Source organism: Polycladidibacter hongkongensis (assembly GCF_001561995.1).
Taxonomy (GTDB): domain Bacteria; phylum Pseudomonadota; class Alphaproteobacteria; order Rhizobiales; family Stappiaceae; genus Pseudovibrio; species Pseudovibrio hongkongensis.
In genome coordinates, this window is record NZ_LLWC01000022.1 from 474,098 (window position 1) to 495,882 (window position 21,785).

Annotated in this window: 21 protein-coding genes and 1 other RNA gene; 6 read left to right on the plus strand and 16 right to left on the minus strand. The window is 54.3% G+C overall.

Features of this window, described 5'->3' with window-relative positions; all coding sequences use genetic code 11:
• Nucleotides 1-23: 23 nt before the first annotated feature.
• From AYK82_RS10280 to AYK82_RS10340, 10 genes are all read right to left on the minus strand, one after another.
• Nucleotides 24-320, minus strand: coding sequence for a hypothetical protein (locus AYK82_RS10280; RefSeq protein ID WP_068314962.1), 297 nt, complete (start codon nt 318-320; stop codon nt 24-26).
• Nucleotides 321-663: 343 nt separating this feature from the next.
• Nucleotides 664-870 (minus strand): hypothetical protein, encoded by a 207-nt coding sequence (locus AYK82_RS10290; protein WP_068314968.1) that lies wholly within the window; start codon nt 868-870, stop codon nt 664-666.
• A gap of 1 nt (nt 871) precedes the next feature.
• The gene (locus AYK82_RS10295; RefSeq protein WP_156453318.1) at nt 872-1,537 is read right to left on the minus strand and encodes a lysozyme; all 666 of its coding nucleotides are present in this window, start codon (nt 1,535-1,537) and stop codon (nt 872-874) included.
• 44 nt (nt 1,538-1,581) lie between these two features.
• Nucleotides 1,582-2,370 carry a hypothetical protein gene (locus tag AYK82_RS10300; RefSeq protein ID WP_068314974.1) on the minus strand — a complete coding sequence of 263 codons (789 nt, stop codon included), beginning with the start codon at nt 2,368-2,370 and terminating at the stop codon, nt 1,582-1,584.
• Between the two features lie 17 nt (nt 2,371-2,387).
• Nucleotides 2,388-2,810, minus strand: a complete 423-nt coding sequence (locus AYK82_RS10305) for a hypothetical protein (protein ID WP_068314977.1) — start codon at nt 2,808-2,810, stop codon at nt 2,388-2,390.
• Nucleotides 2,810-4,699 carry a hypothetical protein gene (locus tag AYK82_RS10310; protein ID WP_068314980.1) on the minus strand — a complete coding sequence of 630 codons (1,890 nt, stop codon included), beginning with the start codon at nt 4,697-4,699 and terminating at the stop codon, nt 2,810-2,812. Before AYK82_RS10310 ends, AYK82_RS10305 begins: the two co-directional genes overlap by 1 nt.
• A gap of 392 nt (nt 4,700-5,091) precedes the next feature.
• Nucleotides 5,092-5,397, minus strand: a complete 306-nt coding sequence (locus tag AYK82_RS10320) for a hypothetical protein (protein ID WP_068314986.1) — start codon at nt 5,395-5,397, stop codon at nt 5,092-5,094.
• A 9-nt stretch (nt 5,398-5,406) separates the two neighbouring features.
• The gene (locus AYK82_RS10325; RefSeq protein WP_068314988.1) at nt 5,407-5,964 is read right to left on the minus strand and encodes a hypothetical protein; all 558 of its coding nucleotides are present in this window, start codon (nt 5,962-5,964) and stop codon (nt 5,407-5,409) included.
• Nucleotides 5,965-6,216: 252 nt separating this feature from the next.
• Nucleotides 6,217-6,549: a hypothetical protein gene (locus AYK82_RS10335; RefSeq protein WP_068314994.1), complete on the minus strand. Its 333-nt coding sequence runs from the start codon at nt 6,547-6,549 to the stop codon at nt 6,217-6,219.
• Nucleotides 6,550-6,857: 308 nt separating this feature from the next.
• Complete coding sequence (locus AYK82_RS10340) at nt 6,858-7,322, minus strand: hypothetical protein (RefSeq protein ID WP_156453319.1); 465 nt, start codon at nt 7,320-7,322, stop codon at nt 6,858-6,860.
• Nucleotides 7,323-8,056: 734 nt separating this feature from the next.
• On the opposite strand from AYK82_RS10340, the gene AYK82_RS10345 reads away from it, so the two are divergent.
• From AYK82_RS10345 to AYK82_RS10355, 3 genes are read left to right on the plus strand one after another with little or no spacing between them, the layout of a single operon-like run.
• Nucleotides 8,057-8,287, plus strand: coding sequence for a hypothetical protein (locus tag AYK82_RS10345; RefSeq protein WP_068315001.1), 231 nt, complete (start codon nt 8,057-8,059; stop codon nt 8,285-8,287).
• A gap of 31 nt (nt 8,288-8,318) precedes the next feature.
• Nucleotides 8,319-9,731, plus strand: a complete 1,413-nt coding sequence (locus AYK82_RS10350) for a DUF3560 domain-containing protein (RefSeq protein WP_244265750.1) — start codon at nt 8,319-8,321, stop codon at nt 9,729-9,731.
• A 58-nt stretch (nt 9,732-9,789) separates the two neighbouring features.
• On the plus strand, nt 9,790-10,380 hold the full coding sequence (locus tag AYK82_RS10355; protein ID WP_082733856.1) for a class I SAM-dependent methyltransferase: 591 nt from the start codon (nt 9,790-9,792) through the stop codon (nt 10,378-10,380).
• 1,118 nt (nt 10,381-11,498) lie between these two features.
• Here AYK82_RS10355 and rnpB read toward each other — a convergent pair.
• Both rnpB and AYK82_RS10370 read right to left on the minus strand, forming a co-directional pair.
• Nucleotides 11,499-11,895, minus strand: an RNA gene (gene rnpB, locus AYK82_RS10365) — RNase P RNA component class A.
• Between the two features lie 47 nt (nt 11,896-11,942).
• Nucleotides 11,943-13,442, minus strand: a complete 1,500-nt coding sequence (locus AYK82_RS10370) for an aminotransferase-like domain-containing protein (RefSeq protein WP_068315010.1) — start codon at nt 13,440-13,442, stop codon at nt 11,943-11,945.
• Between the two features lie 109 nt (nt 13,443-13,551).
• On the opposite strand from AYK82_RS10370, the gene AYK82_RS10375 reads away from it, so the two are divergent.
• Complete coding sequence (locus AYK82_RS10375; RefSeq protein WP_068315013.1) at nt 13,552-14,238, plus strand: pyridoxamine 5'-phosphate oxidase family protein; 687 nt, start codon at nt 13,552-13,554, stop codon at nt 14,236-14,238.
• Between the two features lie 126 nt (nt 14,239-14,364).
• On the opposite strand, the gene AYK82_RS10380 is transcribed toward AYK82_RS10375, so the two are convergent.
• From AYK82_RS10380 to AYK82_RS10390, 3 genes are all read right to left on the minus strand, one after another.
• Nucleotides 14,365-14,847, minus strand: coding sequence for a lytic transglycosylase domain-containing protein (locus tag AYK82_RS10380; protein ID WP_068315016.1), 483 nt, complete (start codon nt 14,845-14,847; stop codon nt 14,365-14,367).
• Nucleotides 14,848-15,093: 246 nt separating this feature from the next.
• The gene (locus tag AYK82_RS10385) at nt 15,094-15,852 is read right to left on the minus strand and encodes an N-acetylmuramoyl-L-alanine amidase (protein WP_068315019.1); all 759 of its coding nucleotides are present in this window, start codon (nt 15,850-15,852) and stop codon (nt 15,094-15,096) included.
• The gene (locus AYK82_RS10390) at nt 15,849-16,541 is read right to left on the minus strand and encodes a J domain-containing protein (RefSeq protein WP_068315022.1); all 693 of its coding nucleotides are present in this window, start codon (nt 16,539-16,541) and stop codon (nt 15,849-15,851) included. Before AYK82_RS10390 ends, AYK82_RS10385 begins: the two co-directional genes overlap by 4 nt.
• Nucleotides 16,542-16,904: 363 nt before the next feature.
• On the opposite strand from AYK82_RS10390, the gene AYK82_RS10395 reads away from it, so the two are divergent.
• Together AYK82_RS10395 and AYK82_RS10400 are read left to right on the plus strand one after the other, a co-directional pair.
• Complete coding sequence (locus tag AYK82_RS10395; protein WP_208976457.1) at nt 16,905-18,881, plus strand: putative bifunctional diguanylate cyclase/phosphodiesterase; 1,977 nt, start codon at nt 16,905-16,907, stop codon at nt 18,879-18,881.
• A gap of 168 nt (nt 18,882-19,049) precedes the next feature.
• Nucleotides 19,050-21,122 (plus strand): TonB-dependent receptor domain-containing protein, encoded by a 2,073-nt coding sequence (locus AYK82_RS10400; RefSeq protein ID WP_068315028.1) that lies wholly within the window; start codon nt 19,050-19,052, stop codon nt 21,120-21,122.
• A 91-nt stretch (nt 21,123-21,213) separates the two neighbouring features.
• Here AYK82_RS10400 and AYK82_RS10405 read toward each other — a convergent pair whose 3' ends face one another.
• Nucleotides 21,214-21,753 (minus strand): winged helix DNA-binding protein, encoded by a 540-nt coding sequence (locus tag AYK82_RS10405; RefSeq protein ID WP_068315031.1) that lies wholly within the window; start codon nt 21,751-21,753, stop codon nt 21,214-21,216.
• Between the last annotated feature and the right edge of the window lie 32 nt (nt 21,754-21,785).

Consider the following 21,785-nt stretch of genomic DNA (forward strand, 5'->3'; position numbering starts at 1 on the left):
CGGCTTTAACAAGGGATCCTGCTTCATTTACCCGCCCTTAAAAGTTTGAGAACGTCCCTCCACGTCAATTCGGTTGCAGCGCGTACGATGGAGTAGCCGGTGACCACGAGGAGCCCAGCCAGCGCATCTCGCCAATAAACGGCGGACAGAGAAAGCGTCTCCATAAGAATGGGTGTAAGAAGTTGCGCGCACACGAGCCCAGACACCCCTCGCGCAACTACATTCAACACGGTCTTTGGCCTGGAGACCAAAACCGAGGCGACGAACGCCCCGACTAACGCCAGCAGCAGCGACCATGGGCTCTCAATATTCCATTTCATCTATCACCACCTTCTGCGCGCTTCGTAGAAGAAGAGATATGCCATGACCGCGCCGACATAGCTGTCTATTGGCTCCGGCAGTTTCGCAATGACCCATGTTTGAGGCGAAATGCAAGCGCTGCAGAACAGCATAGAGTAGAGAACGACAGACCCGACATACGCAGACGAGATAACAACCATGGGCGCGAGCAACCAAGCGAACCCCGGAATCTGTCCTTGAGCAGCAGCTCGCTTCTCCTGAAATCGCAAACGCATCTCTTCATGCCGCTGCTCCGTGTCCGCTCTACGCAACAAAACGGAAGTGAGAAACCTCAACGCCGCGGGTGCTGCAGCGAGTATCGCGCTAATCACGATTGCTTCTCCCTGCCGGAGTTGTTGTGTAGAAACGCAAAACCACATTCGCGATCGCGACAGCGGCGATGAACTTAGGCGCGTGCCCTGGAATGATCTCACTCAAACCTGGCACCTGAGACACCTCTGTGGCTAGTGCCACCCCGCCAACGACCGCGTTGACCGCAAAAGTGCGGAACCCCTTCAACTTACCCAGCATTTCATCCTCCAAAGATTGACTTGAAAATAGCCTGCAACTCTTCAAAGAATGACAGAATTGCAGCACATGCAGCGGTGAAGACCAAGGGTAGCGCTCTCGAGTTTATAGGCCGGCGCCCCTTTTTGATAAGCGCTGCTTCGACATCTTCGCGTACGCGGACGCGTTTGGCTGAGGACCATACGGGGGTACCGCGTATCGGGTTCACGCGTTCGTAAACAGTTGTATACCCGTCCGAACAATAGACGCCGTGGAAGAAAAGCCGAGCTTCAGCGCGTCGTCGATCGATGATCTCCTTCGGTTTGTTGTACCAAAGGAATGCTTCTTCAGCGCCGTGAACGTCCCCTGCCAGAAATCGCTTTACCCAGGTCGCCCGGTTAATCGCTCCAGTGTTCCAGTGGAAAGAAATAGCAGCGGCGCGCTCGTGCGGTAAAAGCCGTACACCGCTAAACGCTCGATCGACCTGACCTGCATATATCTCCAGAACGGAAATGAAAATCTCGATGCAGCTCTGCATGTCGGCGGGCTTGCCTTTAAAAGCCTCGGGGTCGACGCCGGATGCTGCCGTCAACCCGAACCCCCACGTGCCTGTGCCGACACTGTCCTTATACATTTCCCGAACACAAGCTTCGTGATGCGCGACTTCCAGCACTTCAGCGACAGATATCATCGTGATACGCCTTGTATGATTGTTGTCAGCAACGCAATCATACATTAAAAACGCACTAACGTCACCGCATACTTTACTTCTGGGATCGTAACAGGCGAACCCGTTCCGTTAAAGGCGGCAAAGGTAACCTTGCCGGGTGTCGCGATGTGCCCGAAAAGCAAGACACCTAGGGGGTGCTCCGCAGGGGGCGCGATCAACACCCGGTCATGCTCCTCCACCCCCTCCACCTCGACAGGAACACACACGGACGCGCCTGTAGCCACGTTCCCGAACGCGAACTGTACCTTGACCGCTATCACCTTTCTAAGGGCGTTTACGAGCCCCTCCCCTGCCGATACTGTCAGGGTTTTATGGGCGTCGCTTGGTTTAAAGCTCGATACGTCTGCCAAAGGGCGCTGCGCATCGATAGCTTCTTTCGTTAGCTCAGCAGTCATCACGCCGCCGCCCTCCCCTTTTTTCGCCCGGTCTTGCTGCGCTATACTTCTTAGACTGTCTACAGCTTTTTTTGTCGAAGCGGGCGTCATAATCAGGTCTTGTGCAACTCCTGCCGCCCCTTGCTCGTCGCTGGCAAACGCAGCGGGGTCTAGGTCATACGTCGTCACCCCACCTCTGGGACCTAGTAAGGTCTTAAGTTGATCCGAGATGCTGTCGATAGTTACGACGCCGTTACGAAGCCTCCCATCAGCACGCAGTAAGCCCTCGATCTTCGCTGCCTGCGTCTGGAGTTCCGAGGAAAGCTCAGTTTGCATGACATCGAGCTTAATGCCCGGCAACGGCGCGCTTGGATTGTTCGCTTGGAAATTTGCGAAAGAAAATGTGGCTTTAAAAGTCATTGCTTTAAGCTCTCTTTCTAACCAGTCACAGCAGGCCACAGCTCAGCGGCGGTTACATCATCGGGCAGCGGCTCCATGGCCTCAAGTGCGTCTGAGGCGGCGCGAATAGCGGTGATATGGTCCCAGATCACCTGCCCTGCTGCGACCTCTGCCCGTCCTTCGGCGGTTAGTGTGGCACCCTGAGAGAGCCTGAGCGCCAACTCGGCGGCGCGAGCTGTCAGGTTGCGCTGTTTCCATTCGGGGCAATAGCTAACAATCCGGCGATGCGCCTCGGCTTTGATCTGAGCGATTATCTCGGCGCGAGTTGGAGGTTCTGGTTCTGGATCCGGAACACGTTCCCAGCCATCGGCGCCGTATTTACCGGTGAGCCAGTTTTCAAACTCAGGGGTATCGCGGCCGACAATTTCGCGGCTTTCTTTTTTAATCAGGTAGTTGGTCATTATTCGGCCTCCTCGATTGACAGATATTCGACAAGCAAGAAACCGGGGCCGCCTAAGCCGCCTAATCCACCACCGCCACCACCAAGACCGCCAGAACCAACAGAGCCACCACCAGCGGCGAGTTGTCCTCGACCACCAGAACCGTTACCTCCGGCTCCGGTGCCAGAGTGAAACGTTTTCGGATAAAACACGCGATTTTCCAAGATGTTATTGCTTGGCCCGCCGTTTGACCCGAAAGAGCCACCACCACCGTGTGGCGTATAGCCCGCCCCCGCCACACCTCCGCCGCCACTATCTACGTAGTGACTCGGAGAAGATCCCGTATCAATCAAGCCCCCGCTATACCCGTCATTTGTACCGTTCTGTTCGTAATTAAAGCCACCGCAGGACCCACCACCCGACCTGCAAAATCCAGACATGGTGGTTGTTATGCTACCACCTAAGCCACCATGTAAATTCAGATCGCCGCCAGTTGCGTGACCCTTGCCGCTTTGTCGTGTTGGTATTATCTGTACGTATGAATTGGCCTTAGTACCCCCAACCCCGCCCTGCGCAACCAAATTTACCCTGTGGTTGGTTAGGGTACTGTTGTTCCCAGCTACACCATTGCCATTTCTGTTCCCTCCGCCGGTTCCTAAGGTCAAATCAAAACTCATATCTTTAGTCAGCGGAACATCAAGCAGGACAGCGGTACCACCTGCCTGCCCGCCCGTCGTACGACGATAAGATCCCCCGCCCCCGCCACCACCGCCGCCGCCAACCAGCGAAATTCGTGCGCGACCATTGTGTTTTGGCGACCATGGCCCGCTTTCTGTGATGAGTTCTGTCACGTCATCAAGTGGGCGTAGGCCAAATTCAAGCCATTTGGCATAGTCAGCGCCAAGCTTTTTCTCAACCTCCGTCTTATCCGCCTTTGTCTCTAGCGCTGTTTGTACATCTGCCTCTACCTGCTGGAGAGCGGAAGTGGTAGTGGCAGCGTCGGCTTTAGAGGCCAGTTCATCTTGCACGCCTTGCGCCAGCTTTTCACGGGTCACCGCACCATCAGCTAGGCCGACTTGTGCATCAGCTGCAGCCTTAACCGCTGCTGTCTTTGCCTCTTCTGCCAATTGCGCGGCGGCGGCGGCGGCCGCCCTTGCGTCCTCAGCAGCAGCTGCATGACCGGCAGCACTCGGGATATGAGCTGCCAAGGCGGCAACCGCCTGCACATCTCCGATTTCAGCGGCCACCGTCTCCACTTGCGCCGCCACAGCTCCAACCGCGCTTACGTCCTCAGCAACCCCGGCAACGATCTGCAACGGATCGGCGAGCCCGCCCACCTGCTGTATTTCATCTATGTGCTGAGCCAGCAGTGTAACCCCCTCAGCCGCTTCCGCAACAGGCCCTAGCTCATCGGCCACGCCCGCTACAACGCCTAAATGAGGCTGCAATTCGCTGACTGCAGCGGAAGCTAAATCTCGCGCTTCACGGGCAGCGTCTCTTGCACTGACGGCGTCTGCAGCGACGGTCGCAAAATCGATCAGAACACCCCACTTGTTCGCAGCAAGATCATCCTCAAAACTGACGGATAGATGTCGTTGCGCGCAGATATAAATGCCATCACCCTGATATACCGTGTCTGGGGGTGTAAAGGTTTTGCCCACTTCCCAAGCCTGAGGCGGCTCGAACCCCAAAGAGAGAGCGTATTTAAGCTGGTCGCGCCCAACAGATTGATTTTGCAGGCTTCCATCAGCACGCACCACCCCTTTAACGAAGCTGAGCAGATCATCATGTGCCCGCTGGACCTCGAACAAACTAGCATCCATCTGAGATCCGGGGAATGTTTCATCGCCAGTCTCCTGCGCAAACTGGGTGAACCTGTATGGCAGTTTCACACTTTTCGGGTAGGTCATCGCGAACTCCGGCTCAAGTCAGACATTTCAGACGCACCATACAATAAAAAAAGCCCCAGAGAAACTAATCTCTGAGGCAAGTTGTAAGGGAGAACGAAGTTGAGAATACACGACAACAAGACAAAAACAAGATACATTTCATACAAAATTGCTGCACGTATTCAGCTTAACAGCTCCCCTCCATGACGCCATAAGCGCCGGAGATACGTCCGATATGCGCGTGGACATTCTCCGCATACTCCTTCGGACTAGCAGATCCCGCACACTCCAAATAAACTTGGATAGCAATAGGTAAGGCGTGGTCTGCGCACCTCCAAGCATGGCTGAGGGCGGTTTCAGCGGCTAGCAGAGCGTGCTCGTCTAGCCCCGTCAGCCGCTCGCGCTTGGGCGGCCTACCCATCTCGGCTTACCTCTAACGCCTTACGCATAGCCCGTGAGATTTTGCGGGCTGCCGTAACTGCGTGATGGTTCTGCATAATTGGATCGAGTTTAATCAACAAATCCGCCATGTGATCCAAGAGCGCAGGCGCGTCTTTGGCAGCGTTTCCGTTATTGAGTAGGGATTCCAGCTCCCTCTCCCTATCGCTCTTGCGGATTTGTAACTGCTCTACCGCATCCGCCGCTTCATACAAAACACCCTTTAGAGGCTGCGAGTACCTGCGCGCATGCTCTTTAAGACTTTGAGTTAATTTCTCCATTATCGCACACTACCCCGTAGCCAACGGAACGTTCGCGAAACTCTCCTGGCGTTGATCGCCCCGGAACGTTCGCAGGTCCTCGAAAAGCTCTTTGTGAGTCTCCTGACTGATAATTAGCAAAGGCTGCCCGCTGTCGCCTAAGACCCCGGCTTGCGCGGGGACTAGTCGCAGATGCAGCCGATGTGCAGCAGCTAAAAGAGCCTCACGCCATTGCTTTTCGAAAGCTTCATCAGCCGCATCAAGTCCTTTGTCTGGGGTACACGGTTGCGCTTCCGAAGGTACCACTCCGCCAGAGCGGAAATGAAGCATCATCGCCAAGTTCGCTATATCTATGTAATTCTCGGCGTTACCCTTGCCGATGAGGCTCCTCAGCTGCACCTCGAGCGATGCCTCTGTAACCTGCACGGCGTCTCTCCACCCCCGACGCCCCTTAAGAATACTCGTTGCTAGCTTTTGCTTCATCCCTTCCGCGAATGCATCAACGCACTGCCGGTCTCGCGTTATTTCTTCACTTAGGCTCACTGTTGCAGCGCGACGCTTTACGGCGGTATATTGGAAATTAGGCATTATTAGCTCCATTCTTTAAATCTGCAATTATTGCGTCAACGAGCTCACCCCGCGTCGCATACTTATCGATAAACCCTGCGCGCCTCCATTTCTTGACAATCTCTACAGCGTCTTGGCGGCTGGAATACGCCGCGCACTCACGCCCCGCGAGGGAGCGCTCTATGTCTCGCAACGTAGCGGAGAAGTCAGATACCGCTTTCTCGAAGTCGGCTCGTATGTTTTCGCTATCAGGCATCATCCACTCCGACTAGGTTAGTGCAGCGTAGCTTTCTGCAGCTGCATGACTTCCTTATCTAACGCAGCTGCCGTGTCATCCATTTCGCGCTCGAGGAAATCCAAGAACAACCCTTTATGCGCCGTGACAAAATCAGCAACAGCCTGCTGCAGCCCAGGTCCTGCGACATCAGAAGTACATCCTTTTTGGTGTATCAGCCGCCCTCCTTTGAAAACCAAATCCACGCCTGAGCTGCGCACACTCCGGTAGGCCGCCCGCCGCGACAGAAACAAAGATCGGCGGTGAGACAGAACTCGCGTCCCCGCCAGTATGGCATTTAACTTGGAAACGCCTGTATCATATTTAGACATAAAAAACCCCCTATTGCGTACGACATCAGACATACATCATACTTCACGCAAGTCAAGCTCTTTTATCCCGCTAGAGAGCGGCCGCTCCGCGTGACGACAAAATGTAGGGCGACTTTATGGGGGTGCGATTTTTGGTCTGCGTGTCTAGCGCCCGTTTCCGACGCCGCGCCGGACCATACCCAGGGGGTGGGGCGGTGGCGCACCTGCCCCCGGCCCAGACCGCACCACCGCCCCCTTGTAATATTATTACAGGCCGGATGCGCGTATATCTGGTATTTATTCGAGGATCGCGCCCACCTTTTGCGCAATCAGTCGAAAATAGTAGGCTGTTTGGGGGTTACATCCGTCAATTCGCGTTCCTGCTGCAGCCGCTGGGCCTCGAGGCGGGCGATTTGCGCATCTATCTGGGAGAGGCTCAACGCGTCAGGGCTCCTGTTGGCGTCGTCCCGCCCGTCGGCGGTGAGCATGTGCGCCTGTTTTAGGACTATGTCAGCCGCGCGAATTTTGTCCTGGTTCCGCGCCCCGTCGTCTCGCATAATACTCAGTAGCACTTGATGCGCGACATTTTGGGCCCCCTCGCTCCCCGCTAACCAAACCAGCTGCGCCCGCTGGACCTGTTCAATGATTTGCGCCCTATTCTCTAGCCGAGCTGCCATCGCTGAGGGGTTTTTGTAGCCCGCAGCCCGCGCCGCCTCGATGGGGTTCCCTAGTTCGGCCCGTTTACCAATATATTTATATTCCATGGCTGTTAAATCGCGTGGTTTGCGTGGCATGTCTCTACTCCCAGATCTGTATGCTGACGCTAGCATCCTCAATAGATTACCCACAGTCAACAAATATCTGATTTGACGGTTGACACTGCCCATACACACCCGACAATATGTCGCCATGATCCACACCACACTAATCTGCGCCCTCGTCCTGCTGGGCGTGCTCGGCCTAGTCTGTCTACTATCGGCGGATCTATTAGAGCGGGCGCTACGCAAACTATTAGGCGGAGCATCTGACAACTGAGCGGCTGCGAACACGGTCGCGCGGGTGAGCGTCAGCGAACACGCACGCGCGATCGTTTTTGCTACGCCCCCGCGCCTCCTCTCTTATAGTGCCCGTTTTTCTAGAGGAGCGCTCAAGCGCGCCCTACATAGTACCGTAGGTACAGTATCACTTGCGCAGTCACAACGCACGGTCACAACTCCCCCATATTGTAGGCGACTAAACGTGCGGGCGGGCGCTTGCGCATGTTGCTCAACCTCCTAGCCCCGCCTGAGCGCCACCCTGGTTTCAGTTAACTACATTTTGTCTGTTTTGTATGTTGACATGTCCGACATAATGTCATACATGTAACCTATCAGAGATTGAGGGCGCCCAGTCCGTCAACATATAGGAGAGCTGACAATGAGGACCATTACGCGCATCTACCGCCGTTATTTCGGGCGCGCGCCTACGCTGCACCGCACTCCCCGCCCCGCGGTATTGCCCGCACGCTGGCAACGGCCGGGGGTCTGACATGTGCGATGTATGGCAATGGGAGCCCCACCCTGACAGCCCCGAGAAATATCTGATGTTTGACGGGTCCAAATCGACCATCGTTCGCGTGCAACCGTTACTCGAGGGTTATCTGTGGCAGGCGGGGAAAAAATACGGATTTGCCGAGGATTTAGAGGAAGCGCAGGCTTGCGCCGAGGGGGTGCACCACCAACTCAATCTCGAACCCTCCGAGCGTTGGCTCTCAATTTAACTATAATGTATGATTTGTAAGGAGACACACAATGACAAACACCCACGCTCAAACTATTGTCACCATCGAAAAAATTGAGGGCATGCAAGCCACCTATAGCCCCGAAGATAACAAGTTGCGGCTTTACGCACCTTACCGGCTGGATGAAGACCTTTACAAAGTCGTTCGGGCATACGGTTTTATCTATGCACCAAAGCAAGAGCTGTTTGTTGCCCCCGCATGGACCCCGCAACGTGAAGACCTTTGCTTTGCATTGGCTGGCGAAGTCGAGCCGGAAGAAACCACACTTGCAGAACGCGCCGAAGCCAAAGCGGAGCGGCTGGAAGCGGCAGCACAAAAGAAAATGGGGCTGGCACAAAGCTACATCAACACAGCCGATGAACTCTCTCGCGCCTTTGAAATGGGGCAACCTATCCTCGTAGGGCACCACTCAGAGCGCCGCGCCCGTCGCACACAAGAGCGCATGGATGCAAACATGCGCAAGGGTCTAGCAGCAGAGAAAGGCGCGGCTCATTGTCTGTCTCTTGCATCAGGAGCCGAGGCGCACGCCAATTATAAGAATAAGCCGGCTGTTCGCGCACGCCGTATTAAAACACTGCTAACAGAATTGCGCGACTTGCAGCGCGGCCTTAACCACGCTCAAAAGGCTTTGAAATGCTGGAATAAAGCTGAAAGCGACGAACAAATAAAAGCGCTTGTTAATGCCGGTTATATATCGAGCGGCTCCCTCACTCTTTTTGAGGACTACCAAGCCCTGATAAAAAACGAGCTGACCCCGCAGGAGGTGAAGGAGCGCAACCTTAAGGCTTGGGGCAATGTGTTTAAAGGCCGTAACCGTCGCCGCTGTATCGAGCATGTGCTAAACCGCTTGGCTTACGAACGCGAATTGCTAGGCCCTGTCACACGCTTTAAAGGCGAGTTGAGCGCGGCTGTTTTGCAAACCTTCGCCCGGACCCACGGGGCCGACAAGCCGAAGGCAAAAGCACTGGATGATGGTAGAATTGAACTTTCAAGCCGTGTGGATTTACCCGCCCATATGTGCGCAGGGCTTGAGCTGAAAAGCCTCACCCTATCAGTGGAAGGGTGGCGCAACCTTATGCAAGATATGGGCTACGAAGTGCCAGCCAAGGCACCGGCAAAAGCGCCAATCCTGAACTTTCAGGCTGAGACACTTTCAAGCCCGAACCAGTACCACAGGGGCGAGGTGATTACTTACGACCAAGTTACCATGACCAAGGCCGAATATGCCGCGATACACAAGGATTATCGCGGCGTTAGGCTCTCAACATGTGGTCAGTTCCGCTTTAAGGTTTGCTATTATCGCAAGAGCGGCGAGCCTTTTTCCTCCCGTGAGTTGGTGGCTGTTTTCCTGAGTGACAGCAAAGCGCACCCAGCCCCAGAAAGTGAGGCGATCGACCGGCACCTAAAGGCGAAAGCAGCCTGACAAGCAGCGCCGCGCCAATTGGGCGCGGCGGGCCTCCCTCAAAAGTAAAGGTGCTATCGTGAAAAAGTCCGTTTATAGCCGCCCCAATAAGCCCATGTTTATTGAACGCAAAAAGCGCAACTTAGCGACACTGGCAAAGCCGGAAATCCGGCAACCGCTTACCGTTGATCGGGCCAGCGAATGCCATATAACACCGGCACCGGTTGCCGCTCGCATGGCGAGCTATTTAGGCCCGCTGAAAAGCGGCAAAATCCTGGAGCCAAGCGCAGGCACCGGCGCATTGTTACAAGCCCTCCTAGACGTTGGAACAGAGCCGCAGGCAATAACCGCCATTGAGCGGCACAACAAACTTGCCTCAGCGCTCAGCTTTGAGGGGGTGACAGTGCGCAACTGTTGCTTTCTGGAATATGCGGCAGACACGGGGGAAAGGTTTGAAAAAATCATTATGAACCCGCCCTTTTCCAAGGTGCGCCAGCACATGAAAGCCGCGCTGGCACTGCTAGACAAAAAAGAAGGTGCGGCACTGGTTGCCTTGGTTCCTATCACTTTTCAGCACGAAGACGCGCAAACACTGGAAGAGCTGGACGAGAACACATTTGCCACAGCCAAGGTGCGAACCAAGATCATTCTCATTGAAGCGATGAATTGATAAAAAATATTAGCTATTAAGCACATTCACACCCCCTTATGATTGGGCCAACTTGGAGGGCGTGAATGTGCATTGGCTAATATTATTGTTGTTTTTACTATTCGTGCTGGCGCTGAGCTTCACTCTAACAGCGACAAACAAGCGGGCACGAGCCGCAGGATGCTACATCTTGAGCGCGTTCCTGTTGGCTAGCGCTGTCGGCTGCGCGTGGTTCGTAAATACGCAGGGCAAACCTGCAGGCGCTCATTTTTGGACAGCGTTGTTAGCTGCTACAGCTTATAAAACGTTTGTTCGCGCCCGCAAAACCTAAAAGGGGCTATTTTGGGCAAACTGCGAATACCGTTCGTGTTGGCAACAGGAGGCGAGTGGGCACACCCCCACAGCTATAAAAACGCGCGCTTCATCTGCCTAGGGGTCAAACCAGGGAGGGCGAATTTAGAGGTCGAGTGCGTAGATTGCGCGGCACGTTTCGTGGATTTTGTCACGCCACGCAAGCGAACCATCCGCACCAGGTGCCGAGCCTGTTTTGAGCAATTCACGAGGCGAGTAGAAGAAGGCCAACCGCCCGCCCCGCCGCCTCAGCCGAAGACTGAGCGGAAATTACCTACGTCTTTGTTGCTGCAAGCCTTCGCACACGTGAGTAACGCGCCGCGAATGCAACTGACGAACCCCGGTCAAGCTCAAACATACGCTCCCAGAATATTAGCCCGCTCGCCGGATTTAGCGGGTTGGTCGCATACCGATATAAGAAAAAGTTTAGAGCGGGCTTTGAAGAGCTCGCAGTTGGTCTGGGCGGACTGCGGGCGCGACAACCACAGACGCAAGATTTACACTCTCTGCCCGAACACTAAAGACTGGCTTGATTACACCGCGTCAGTAAGCCTGCAACGCCGCGCACCGAAAAGAAGCGTGTTGGATTAACAACCCAGCACCGGCCAAAACCAAAGAATTTAGAGCCAAGAAAAAGGCACTACCCCTTATTGAGATTTACTCAGGAAACGAAATAGCGAACGAGAAAGCGCGCGCTATTTGCGCCCAAAAGTGCGCCCAATATTGTATGTCTGACAGTCTGAAAAATGTATTTAGTTATTTAATACCAAATACTTAAGAGAAGTAAAATTACCAGTCGGCCTGTAAGCCGGGTTCTGTATGGCCGCCGCCCGAAGGCCTGCGACGTGACGATCATTCATCTGGGATGCCCATTGCTGAGCACCTCAAGCAACCAACCCGGGTGGTCTGGCCTGAAGACAAGCTGGAAGACAAGCTTCCGCGCCACCCCTATTCGGTTTTGCTCCCGGTGGGGTTTACCCTGCCGCCCTTGTTGCCAAGCGCGCGGTGAGCTCTTACCTCACCCTTTCACCCTTACCCACACATGTGCGGGCGGTTTGCTTTCTGTGGCACTTTCCCTGAGGTCGCCCTCGCCGGACGTTATCCGGCACCGTGTCTCCATGGAGCCCGGACTTTCCTCCCCTGCGGCCTTTCAGCACTTGCAGCAGCGATCGTCCGGCCGACTGGTGCGAACCACCTAGGCACAATGAAGCCAAAGGTCAAGCACCTTTCCGCTATCCTACGCTTTCACTTTGCTTTTTCTCAGCCGCCGATGTGATCGCCGCTAACAGTACATCACAAAACTCTGCACATATACTCTCTTCCGCATCAGCGGTGCCAACCACCAGTCCGCGCTGAGCTGTGCCAAGGCAATAGGCCGACAGCGGGTTCACGGCAAAACCTTTTTCGTTGAGTGCCCGCGCCACGACCACATCATCAACACCGGCAAACCGATGGACAAACTTTAAAGCCATCTGCAAACCGCCACTAGGCCGCTCCGCCTGCACAGCGCCCGAAAGCTTTTCATGCACCAGCTCATAAAGCCGCAATGCCTTAACCGCATAATCCCGACTAATCCGCCGCAGATGCGCCCGCAATTCGCCACTCTCTATTAGCTCGGCAAACGCCAGTTGCACATGCGCATTTACCAATGCACCTACATTTCGCTGCGCCGAAGCAAATGCCGCAGTAAACGGCTCTGGCACCACCACATACGCCAGCCGCACCGCAGGCAACAGGCTCTTTGAAGCTGTCCCGATATAAACAACCCCGTTTTCCGGGCTAAGGCCTTGCATCGCCACGAGCGGCCGCCCGTCAAACAGGAATTCACTGTCATAATCGTCTTCTAGAAGCATCGCGCCGCAAGTCCGCGCCGCTTCAATCAGGGCCAATCGCTCACGAACTGGCATGCGCCGCCCCAGAGGAAACTGGTGCGACGGGCTGGTGTAGATCAACTGCGGCGCTTGCCCCTCCCGCTGCATATCCATCACTTTTTGCGCGAGCGCCCCCGGCGCTGCCGCGCTCATCTGCAAACCACAGCTGGCGAAAGCCGCCCGCGCGCCTAAATATCCGGGCTCTTCGATAAGCGCCGCGCCGACCTCATCACCAAAAATCAGTGCGCACAAATAAAGCGCCGCTTGCACACCCGGCACCACAATCACTTGCTCCGACTTAGCCTGCACCCCGCGCGCTTGCAGCAAATGCCCTTGCAACACCCGCTGCAACCGCGGGACTGCTGCCGTTGTCTGGTAACTGCTATCCCTCGCAGACAGCTGGGCAGCGGCCCGTCGCAAGGCCCGCCCCCACTGCGCCCGGGGAAAACTGTCAATATCGGGCCGCCCCGGCGAAAGCAGGCGCCGCGCCCCATCTGCTGCCATATAACGATGCTGCTGCGATACCCGCCGCCCTCGTTCGGACAAAGCAAACTCCGCCTCGCCTACTTCTTTGCGTGCCGCACCTTCAAAAACCGCAGGTGCCAACACGCGCGGGCGCGCTTTCGCCTGCAGCTGCAAAACACCATCTGCCGCCAACAGCTCATAGGTCTGCACCACCACCGCACGCGAGACATTCAACAAGCGCGCCAATGAACGAGTCGATGGCAACAACGAGCCGCTCGGCATTTCCCCGAACATCACCGCCGCTCGCACCTGCCGATAAAGCTGCGCACTGAGCGGCTCCTCGCCGCCCCGTCTTATCTTTAGGCTCGCAGCAAACTCTTCATCATTTACACGCACGCGGCACCATCTGGACTATATTTTTTTCAGAAGCTGGACCTTCTATAAAGCCAGATTGCACGATACATCCGGTTTAACAAGCTTAAATGATTGCCAGAAGAGATAGAAAATGCCTGATACACTCGCGCCAGAAAGCCAAAGCCCCGAAACAGAACGCCCGAAATACGCTAAAGTTCGCACCAAACCGCGGGCCACATACGATGAGGCACAAATCCATCCCATTATTGATGCAAGCCTCGTGGCTCATGTGGGTTTTATCAGCGATGGCAAGCCCATGGTCATACCCATGGCGTTCGCGCGCAGAGGCAACACCTTGCTTATCCATGGCGCCAAAGCCGCGCGTATTATCAAGCAAAACCAGGAGGAGGCCGCCCTCTGTCTTACTTTTACGCTGCTTGATGGCATTGTCTGCGCGCGCTCCGGCATGCATCACTCGGTCAACTATCGCTCAGTTGTCGCCCATGGCAACGCCCGGCTCATCACCCATCCGAAAGAACATGCACAAGCGCTTGTCGCCATCACCGAGCATCTTTTGCCCGGGCGCTATGACGAAGTGCGAGCAGACACTGCAAAAGAAATTGCGGCTACAGGCATATTGGCTGTCGAGATCGAATGGGCAGCGGCCAAAATCCGTACAGGTGGGCCGGTGGATGATCCAGAGGATTACGACAAACCCATTTGGGCAGGGGTCTTGCCTGTCATCACCGCATTGGGGCGGCCCATAGCCGATACGAAGGAAAACGCGGCCCGGCCTGTGCCCCCTTCTCTTGCAGCCGCTCGAAAAAAGTTCGCCTAGCGGCGCGGTAACCACCGCCTCCCTTGATAAAACAATAGGGCCAACCCTGATATCTCAGAGTTGGCCCTATTTGTCCTTGCAGACGCCCTCGCGCCTTAGACGAAAGGGAAACTGTTAAGCGCGCACCTAATTGCGCGCCAGAATGGTTTTCACCTTCTTGCAGTAATTCCGGCTGATACGGTTCATCCGCTTCGCGGCGTGTCCAGCGTTGTACCGCAAAATCGTACCGCACACATCGCCGCCTGCCTTTTTATGCGCGCCAGCAAGATACTTCATGCCGTACTCGAGATTGTTCTCCGGCTTGTAGAGGTTTTTAACCGAGCCACGATAGCCCATGCCGCGCGCTGTCGCTGGTTTGATCTGCATAAGACCAACCTCGCCAGCTCCGCCACGTGCTTTGGGGTTAAAACTGCTTTCTACCTCGACAACTGCCTTGGCCAGCTTGGTTGGCACACCATGCTTCTTGGCCTTTTTCTCGATCATGTTCACGATCGTTTTCTTCTGGGTAGAAGCACTGGCAACATCTGCCGAGCCGATTACAGCTCCCATTGCCGCAAAACCAAGAACAATCGCAAGCATAGGAGAGAGAGAAGACTTCTTAAAGTTCATGTGTCATCCTGACCGTTGTTTCGTCGGCCAAGAGATATGTCCGCATTATTCGTCGAAAATTAGAACTAACTCTTCACAAACTCTTACAGGTTCCGCGGCAAAACCAAGGCAAGGCTAAGCAAATGCGACCAAACAAAGGCACCAGCAAGGACAATGTGGCAGCCGCGCGTTGTCGCCCGCCACATTTGCCTTCATCCCCTTAAAGCCTAGGGAAAATACCCATTAAATTAATCGCAGGAACGCAACCTAATCCAGCGTCGGCAATGCCTTTAGCAAGGCATGCAAGCTGGCAATTGTTTGCGTATCAGCAATCCCATCCACTTGGGACGGGCGGAAATGCCGCTGGAATGCCGCAACCGCCTCCTTTGTCGCCTGATCGAACACGCCAGTAACAGTGACACCATATCCATAAATGCCCAGCAGAGATTGCAAGGCCTCGATAGGTTGGCCGTTATCCCCTTCCTGAAAGAAAGAGGAGCTGATCATTTCAACCGGCGGCAGATAATGCCCAACGCCCGCCGCTGCGAGTTGTGCCCAAGGAAAATGGCGACCCGGATCCTGCTTTCGTGCCGGAGCAACATCACTATGTCCCAGCACATGCGCCGCCGGTATTGCGTGCCTTGACAAAATATCCTGACAAAGCGCAATGACCGCTTCAATCTGCACCGGCGGGAAGGCCGAAACCTCGCCCTCTTGCACACCTGCATTGGCAATCTCGATGCCAATCGAGCGAGAATTGATATCGCTTTCCCCTTTCCAAGAGGAAACCCCGGCATGCCAAGCCCGCCGACCCTCCGGCACACATTGCACAACACCACCGTTTTCCTTAACCAGATAATGGGCAGAAACCTCGGAGCGCGGATCGCAAAGCCAGCGCAGCGCCGCTTCGGTGTCCTCCATAGCGGTGTAATGCAGCACCAGCATATCTATAGGCAACTGTCGCTCATTATGGTTGGGCGATGGTTGTAATCTCGCGGCAACCCCACACTCTGCTTTAATGCTCATAGTCCTCGCTCCGCCCGAATCTGTGCATAGGCTTCATTGATTGCCACCAAACGCTCATTGGCGATACGCACAAACTCTTCAGGTATTCCCCTTGCGATTAAACGGTCTGGGTGCGTCTCTCGCACTTCACGGCGGTAATGGGCTTTGATTTCATCATCGCCGGCCCCTTCATCAATCCCCAGGATTAAATAGGGATCTCCGCCAGAGCGCACGTGCCGCGCTTTTAGCCGGGCAAAAGCCACACTATCCATCCCGAAAATCTGCGCCACACGCTCCAAAAACGCCAACTCGGCCGAATGCATCACCCCGTCTGCCTTGGCAATATGGAACAGACCGTCAAGCACATCGGTTTTGGTGGCTTCGTCATCAGCGAACAGATCCGCCATTTTCTGCGCATAGGCTTCAAAGCCCGCAACATCCTGCTTGGCCAGATTGAACAGGCGTACAACATTGGCAAGCTCTTTGTCAGGCACATCAAACAGCTCGTGAAAGGCCGCTTCCTCATCAAAGGTCACCACGCCATCCGCTTTGGCCATTTTTGCCGAGAGCGCAATCATCGCCACAGTAAAAGCAACAGAGCGGCGCAACTCACCAGCAGATGACACGGCCTGCTGCAACCGATCAAGCAGTTGCGCGCCCCCAGCTTGCACATTTGCAATAAAGCTCGATATTTTCAGCCAGAAATTCATATTATTTTACTAAACAAAATAGCAACACATTGCGAGCCCAATCCGCTGTATATCGGACTTTTTCAAAGCACATTTTGCGCAAGCGCCAAACACTTTGGACAGGCGAAAACAAAAGCCTCTAAAAACTAATCCTGCGGGTAGTTGCTGCAACACACAGTGCAAGCGGCACCAATGCTGACAGCATATTACATTTTTTATGCCTCAACCTTTGATAGAGAAATTTTTAATAATCAACTATTATTCATCTCCACCATAGGTATTTTGAGCAATAATAGAAAAGAGAGTGCAACAAACCCAAATCACCGGTTCTAAGGTGCCCTCCTCTCTGTAAACAACCGACGTAGCGTTTAAAAGGAAGAGGCGTTGGACTCGACACCTCCACTCAGAACCACAGCGTACACTATTATAACTTTCGCCAGCTTACTCATCCTCGGCTTATGCATATACGTCGTTGATCAGTATTCGCTGTACAGCGCCCATTCACGCACCGCTGCACAATCCTTGAGCGAAACCGCCCCCACCCTTGTCGAGATCGCGAACGGGCTCCCCACTCTATCCGATAGACACACAGCCGTAACATCGTCCGCGGCAAAACGGCAGCTACGCGACTTGCTTGCCCAAGCCATATCTAAAAGCCAAAACATCGAGGCCAGCCTCTCAGATAGCGCGGGCCTACCTTTGATTGCCTATTCTCACAACTCACCGCCCGTGCAACACGCGATCTCGCAAAGCGCTCTGGAGCATTTTAGCCGAAGCTCCACCCCCATAACCAGCTCGACCTTCTCGCTATTGCGTTGGGGGGCACCAACTTTTATCCGCCAAGAAACAATCGAGCTTTCTGGTTATCCGGCTATGGTCCTCTCGCAGTCCATCAAGCCGGTTCTTCCCGGGACGCTTCTTTATACAGCCGTTGCGAAAATCTCGCTAATCAGCTTCCTGATCACCATGGTCATCTACGGCATTAGCGTGTTAATCGGCTGGCGGCATGTCAACGAGCGCTGGAAAACCAATCACACCATCCGCTTTTTGGCGCACAATGATCCCCTCACCCATTTGCCAAATCGCGCTGTCTTTTCTGATCACTTGAGTGCAACGCTAAAGCGCGCCAGTAAAAACCTGCGCAACGTGTTCGTGATCGCCATCGATGTCGATAAGTTCAAACAAATCAACGATACCTACGGCCACGGTGTCGGCGATGTGTTTTTGCAAGTCATCGCAGATCGGTTGCGCATGGTGTTCGGCGAGCATCTTGCCTCACGCATTTCAGGTGATGAGTTCGCCGCGATTATTGATGCCGATGTCACTCCAAAAGAAGTTTCCGGTTACGCCGAGCGGTTGCTTGCCGCCAGCTCAACCCCTTGTGTGATCGAGGGCAAGGAGCTTGAAATATCGCTCTCCCTTGGTGTTGCCAGCGCCAGAGATTCACTTTGGCGCCCGTCAAAGCTGCTCCATTGCGCCGATTTAGCGCTTTATCGTTCTAAACAGGCAGGCCGCGCCACTTACACATGGTACCACGCCAGCATGGATGCCGAGCTGCAAGAACGCCGCGATTTGGAACAGGAAATGCGCAGCGCTTTGCAAAACAATGGTTTCCAAGTGATGTACCAACCGCAAGTCTCGCTTGTAGATAACCGACTAAAAGCTTTTGAGGCACTGCTTCGCTGGGAACACCCCAAGCGCGGCGCTATCAGCCCACAAGTGTTCATCCCCATCGCAGAAGAAAGCGGGATGATCGAGGATCTGGGTGAATATGTGCTGCGCAAAGCCTGCGAAGACGCCGCCAGCTGGTCCGACCCGACCATATCTGTTGCCGTGAACTTCTCTCCGGCCCAATTCAAATCGGGCCAGATTGAAAGGCAAATCGCCAGCGCCCTGCGCAACGCCAAGCTGCCCCCGCGCCGTCTCGAAATCGAAATCACCGAGGGGCTCCTGATTTCCGACACAGAGAGCGTGCTGAAATCCCTTCGCACAATTGGTCGTATGGGTGTTTCCATCGCCATGGATGATTTTGGCACCGGCTACTCCAGTTTGAGCTACCTCTCCAAGTTTCCTTTTAATAAAATCAAAATCGACCGCTCCTTTGTCCAGAAGATTGGCGAGGATTCCCATACAGATGCGATCATTACCGCCATTATTGGCATGGGTCGCTCGTTGAATGTGCAGATCACAGCAGAGGGTGTGGAACAAGAGCGACAGGCGAAGATTCTTCGCGCTGGCGGTTGTCACCTCGTGCAAGGCTTCTATTTCGGCCGCCCGCGCTATGTGAATCCCGCCGCCCCTCACGAGGGCATCCGCTGCAAAAAAGCCAAGGAACGGCAGCAAATTGCCGTTCAAGACTAGCAGCCTCGCCTCAATAACAGTCTCGCTTCATATGTGTTATTTTGGCAACACACTAGGCTTTATAACTAGTTAATCTTGACTACAATACTCATATTACGTATTTGTCAGTAAAAGCCAGCCGAACTCGCATAGCCAGCTATCCCGTAAACAACACCAAAAGGCGATAGCATGTTACCCCATGGCTATAAGCCCGCGCTTTACGCAAGCGTGGCCGCACTTGCACTTACCCAGATCACACCTTCTTTTGCTCAGGAAGCAACTACAAAACTAGAAGATATCGTCCTATCGCTTGGCAAAGAAAAGGTTGCGATTGAGACGCCGATGGCCGTCACCGTGATCTCTCAGGAAGAGATCGACGCAGAACAGGCCACCACCATCGGTGAAGTCCTTGAGAATGTGCCCGGCGTTGCCACGATTAACCCTGATGCCCCCCTCGGCCAGTCCTTCAACATCCGCGGTATTGGCGCTGCGTTAGCTGCGGACGAGAACCGCATGATATTGCAGGTAGACGGCGTTAAGAAGTTCTTCGAACAATACCGCATGGGGTCGTTCTTCGCAGATCCGGAACTTTACAAGTCCGTCGAAGTGTTACGTGGCCCTGCTGGGTCAACGCTTTATGGCGCTGGTGCAATGGCAGGCGTCATCGCTATTGAAACCAAGGACGCCAGTGATTTTCTTGAGGATGGTAAGTCTATCGGTGGCCGCATCAAAGGAAACTGGAGTTCAAACGGCAACAGCTTCAACACGTCTGCTTTGGTCGCCGCTAAAATCGGTGAAGACCTCGAGTTTCTTAGCAGCTTAAACTTCGGTAGACAGTTCGCCTATAAAGGTGGAGGTGACAGCGTTGCCGCGGATGAAGGCGCTACCAACGTTTACGCAGGTTTAGCCAAGCTGAAATACACCTTTGGCGAGGATAAAGACCAAAGTCTGACTGCAAGCTACGAGCGCAGCCAGTACAACGCCGACGATCAGATCTATGACCGAACCCAATTGCTCTCCGGAATGGCGACAGCAGATCGTAGCGCCCGCAACGAAAGCGCAGTGCTGAAATATGAAAATTCTTTCAATGGCAACGACTTGTTAGATGTATCCGTCCAGCTCGCCTATTCGAAAGAGAAAACACGTCAGAGCGATCTAAAGGAAATCAGACATTGGCGGGGCCACATGTACAAGCCCTTCGGCGATGAGACCGAGTACGCCTATACAACTTGGCAAGGAAAGATCGAAAACCGCTCTGATATCACCGAGCTTTCAATGCCCGCCTACCTTACCTACGGGCTGGAGTTTGTCGAGCAAGAGCGTCTCAATCCCCGTTATTCGGCCGCTGGCGTAGCGCCCGGCTCCTCCTCACATCCGGAAGGGGAAAGCCTGACCCTTGGCACTTATGCTCAGGCTGAGATAGAAGTACTGCCGGATCTGGTGCTTACACCTGGCGTGCGCCTTGACTACAGCTCGATTACCCCGGGAAAAGGTGTGAAGGCAAAGGAAGGCCCAAGCGATGTCGCGTTCTCGCCAAAGCTTGCCGCCTACTATGACCTGACAGACAATCTAGGTCTGTTTGGCTCCTTCGCCCATACAGAGCGTATGCCGAGTATTGATGAGGCTCTGGGGGGCGCTAACTACACTGCTGATAGCATCTCGCAGATTAAAAAGGAAACCTCTGACAATATTGAGGGCGGGGTCGCCCTATCGTTTAACGATCTCTGGATGGAACAAGACGCGCTGCGCGTAAAAACGACTGTCTATCACAATACAATCAGAAACCACCTTGTGGCCTACTACGATCATGCCAGCAATCGCGCCATGTTCGAGCACATGAACCGAGCCACGTATTACGGGGTTGAGCTGGAAGCAAGCTACAACAGCCCAACCATTTTTGCCGAAGCAGGGCTTTCCTACACCAAAGCGAAAAATCATGACAAGAATCTCGTCATCGATTCAGCACCACCGCTAAACGGCTTTGTCTCTGTTGGCTACAATTTTGCCGAATATGACCTGCGGGCAAAATGGCGAAGTAAGTTTTTTGCAGCGAAAACCGAATTCGACAATCCAGATTTCAAGGCCGGTGCGTACTCGCTTCATAGTGCCAGCCTCGATTGGAAACCATCTGAGGGCACATTTGCAGGGGTAGAGCTGCGCGCGTCTATCGATAATATTTTCGATAAGAAAGTCGTAACTCCAGGCACTGGCCGCGTTCTCAAGGGGCGCGAGTTCAAGCTTACACTCGCAAAGCAATTCTAGCATTAATAGAAATGCTCACATACCCAAAAGGGCAGCCACGCGCTGCCCTTTTTCATCTCCGCCGCAATTGGCCTTTACCCAACATCTCACATTACATGGCAGCTGCTGCTCTTGCCGCTTGATCGTAGTGCCCCGAAACAGATCGCAGCGTTGCTGCCAACCGCGAAAGCTCCGTTTCGTCAAGCCCCAGCTCTTTGATTGGCCGCACCAATAGCGCCTCACGCAATTTGCGATACTGATCGCAAATCTCTTCCCCGCTTGCAGTGATCGCCACTGTCTTTTCCTTGCCCCGCTTGCCAGAGCAAATCAGCCCCGCCTTCTCCAGCTTCTTCAAAGCATAGGCAACGGTATGCGTATCCTCGATATTGAGCACAAGGCAAAGATCCGCCAGTGTTTTCTCCCGGCCACGATGATTGACCGAGTGCAACACCTGCGTTTCCAGCGACGACAACCCCTCGCCGCCGCACGCTGCCATGCAACGCACCATCCAGCGTTGATAGGCGTGCACCATCATTGTAACGGCAAATTCAATTTCTGAAAGTGCCGGTAAGTCGCCCTGCGCCAGATGCGCCGCAGAAACAACCGGCCCGATATCTTTGCTCGCTTCGCTCAAACCGACCTCACTTTTCAACGCATCCCCCTAAAGACACGAATATTTCATTG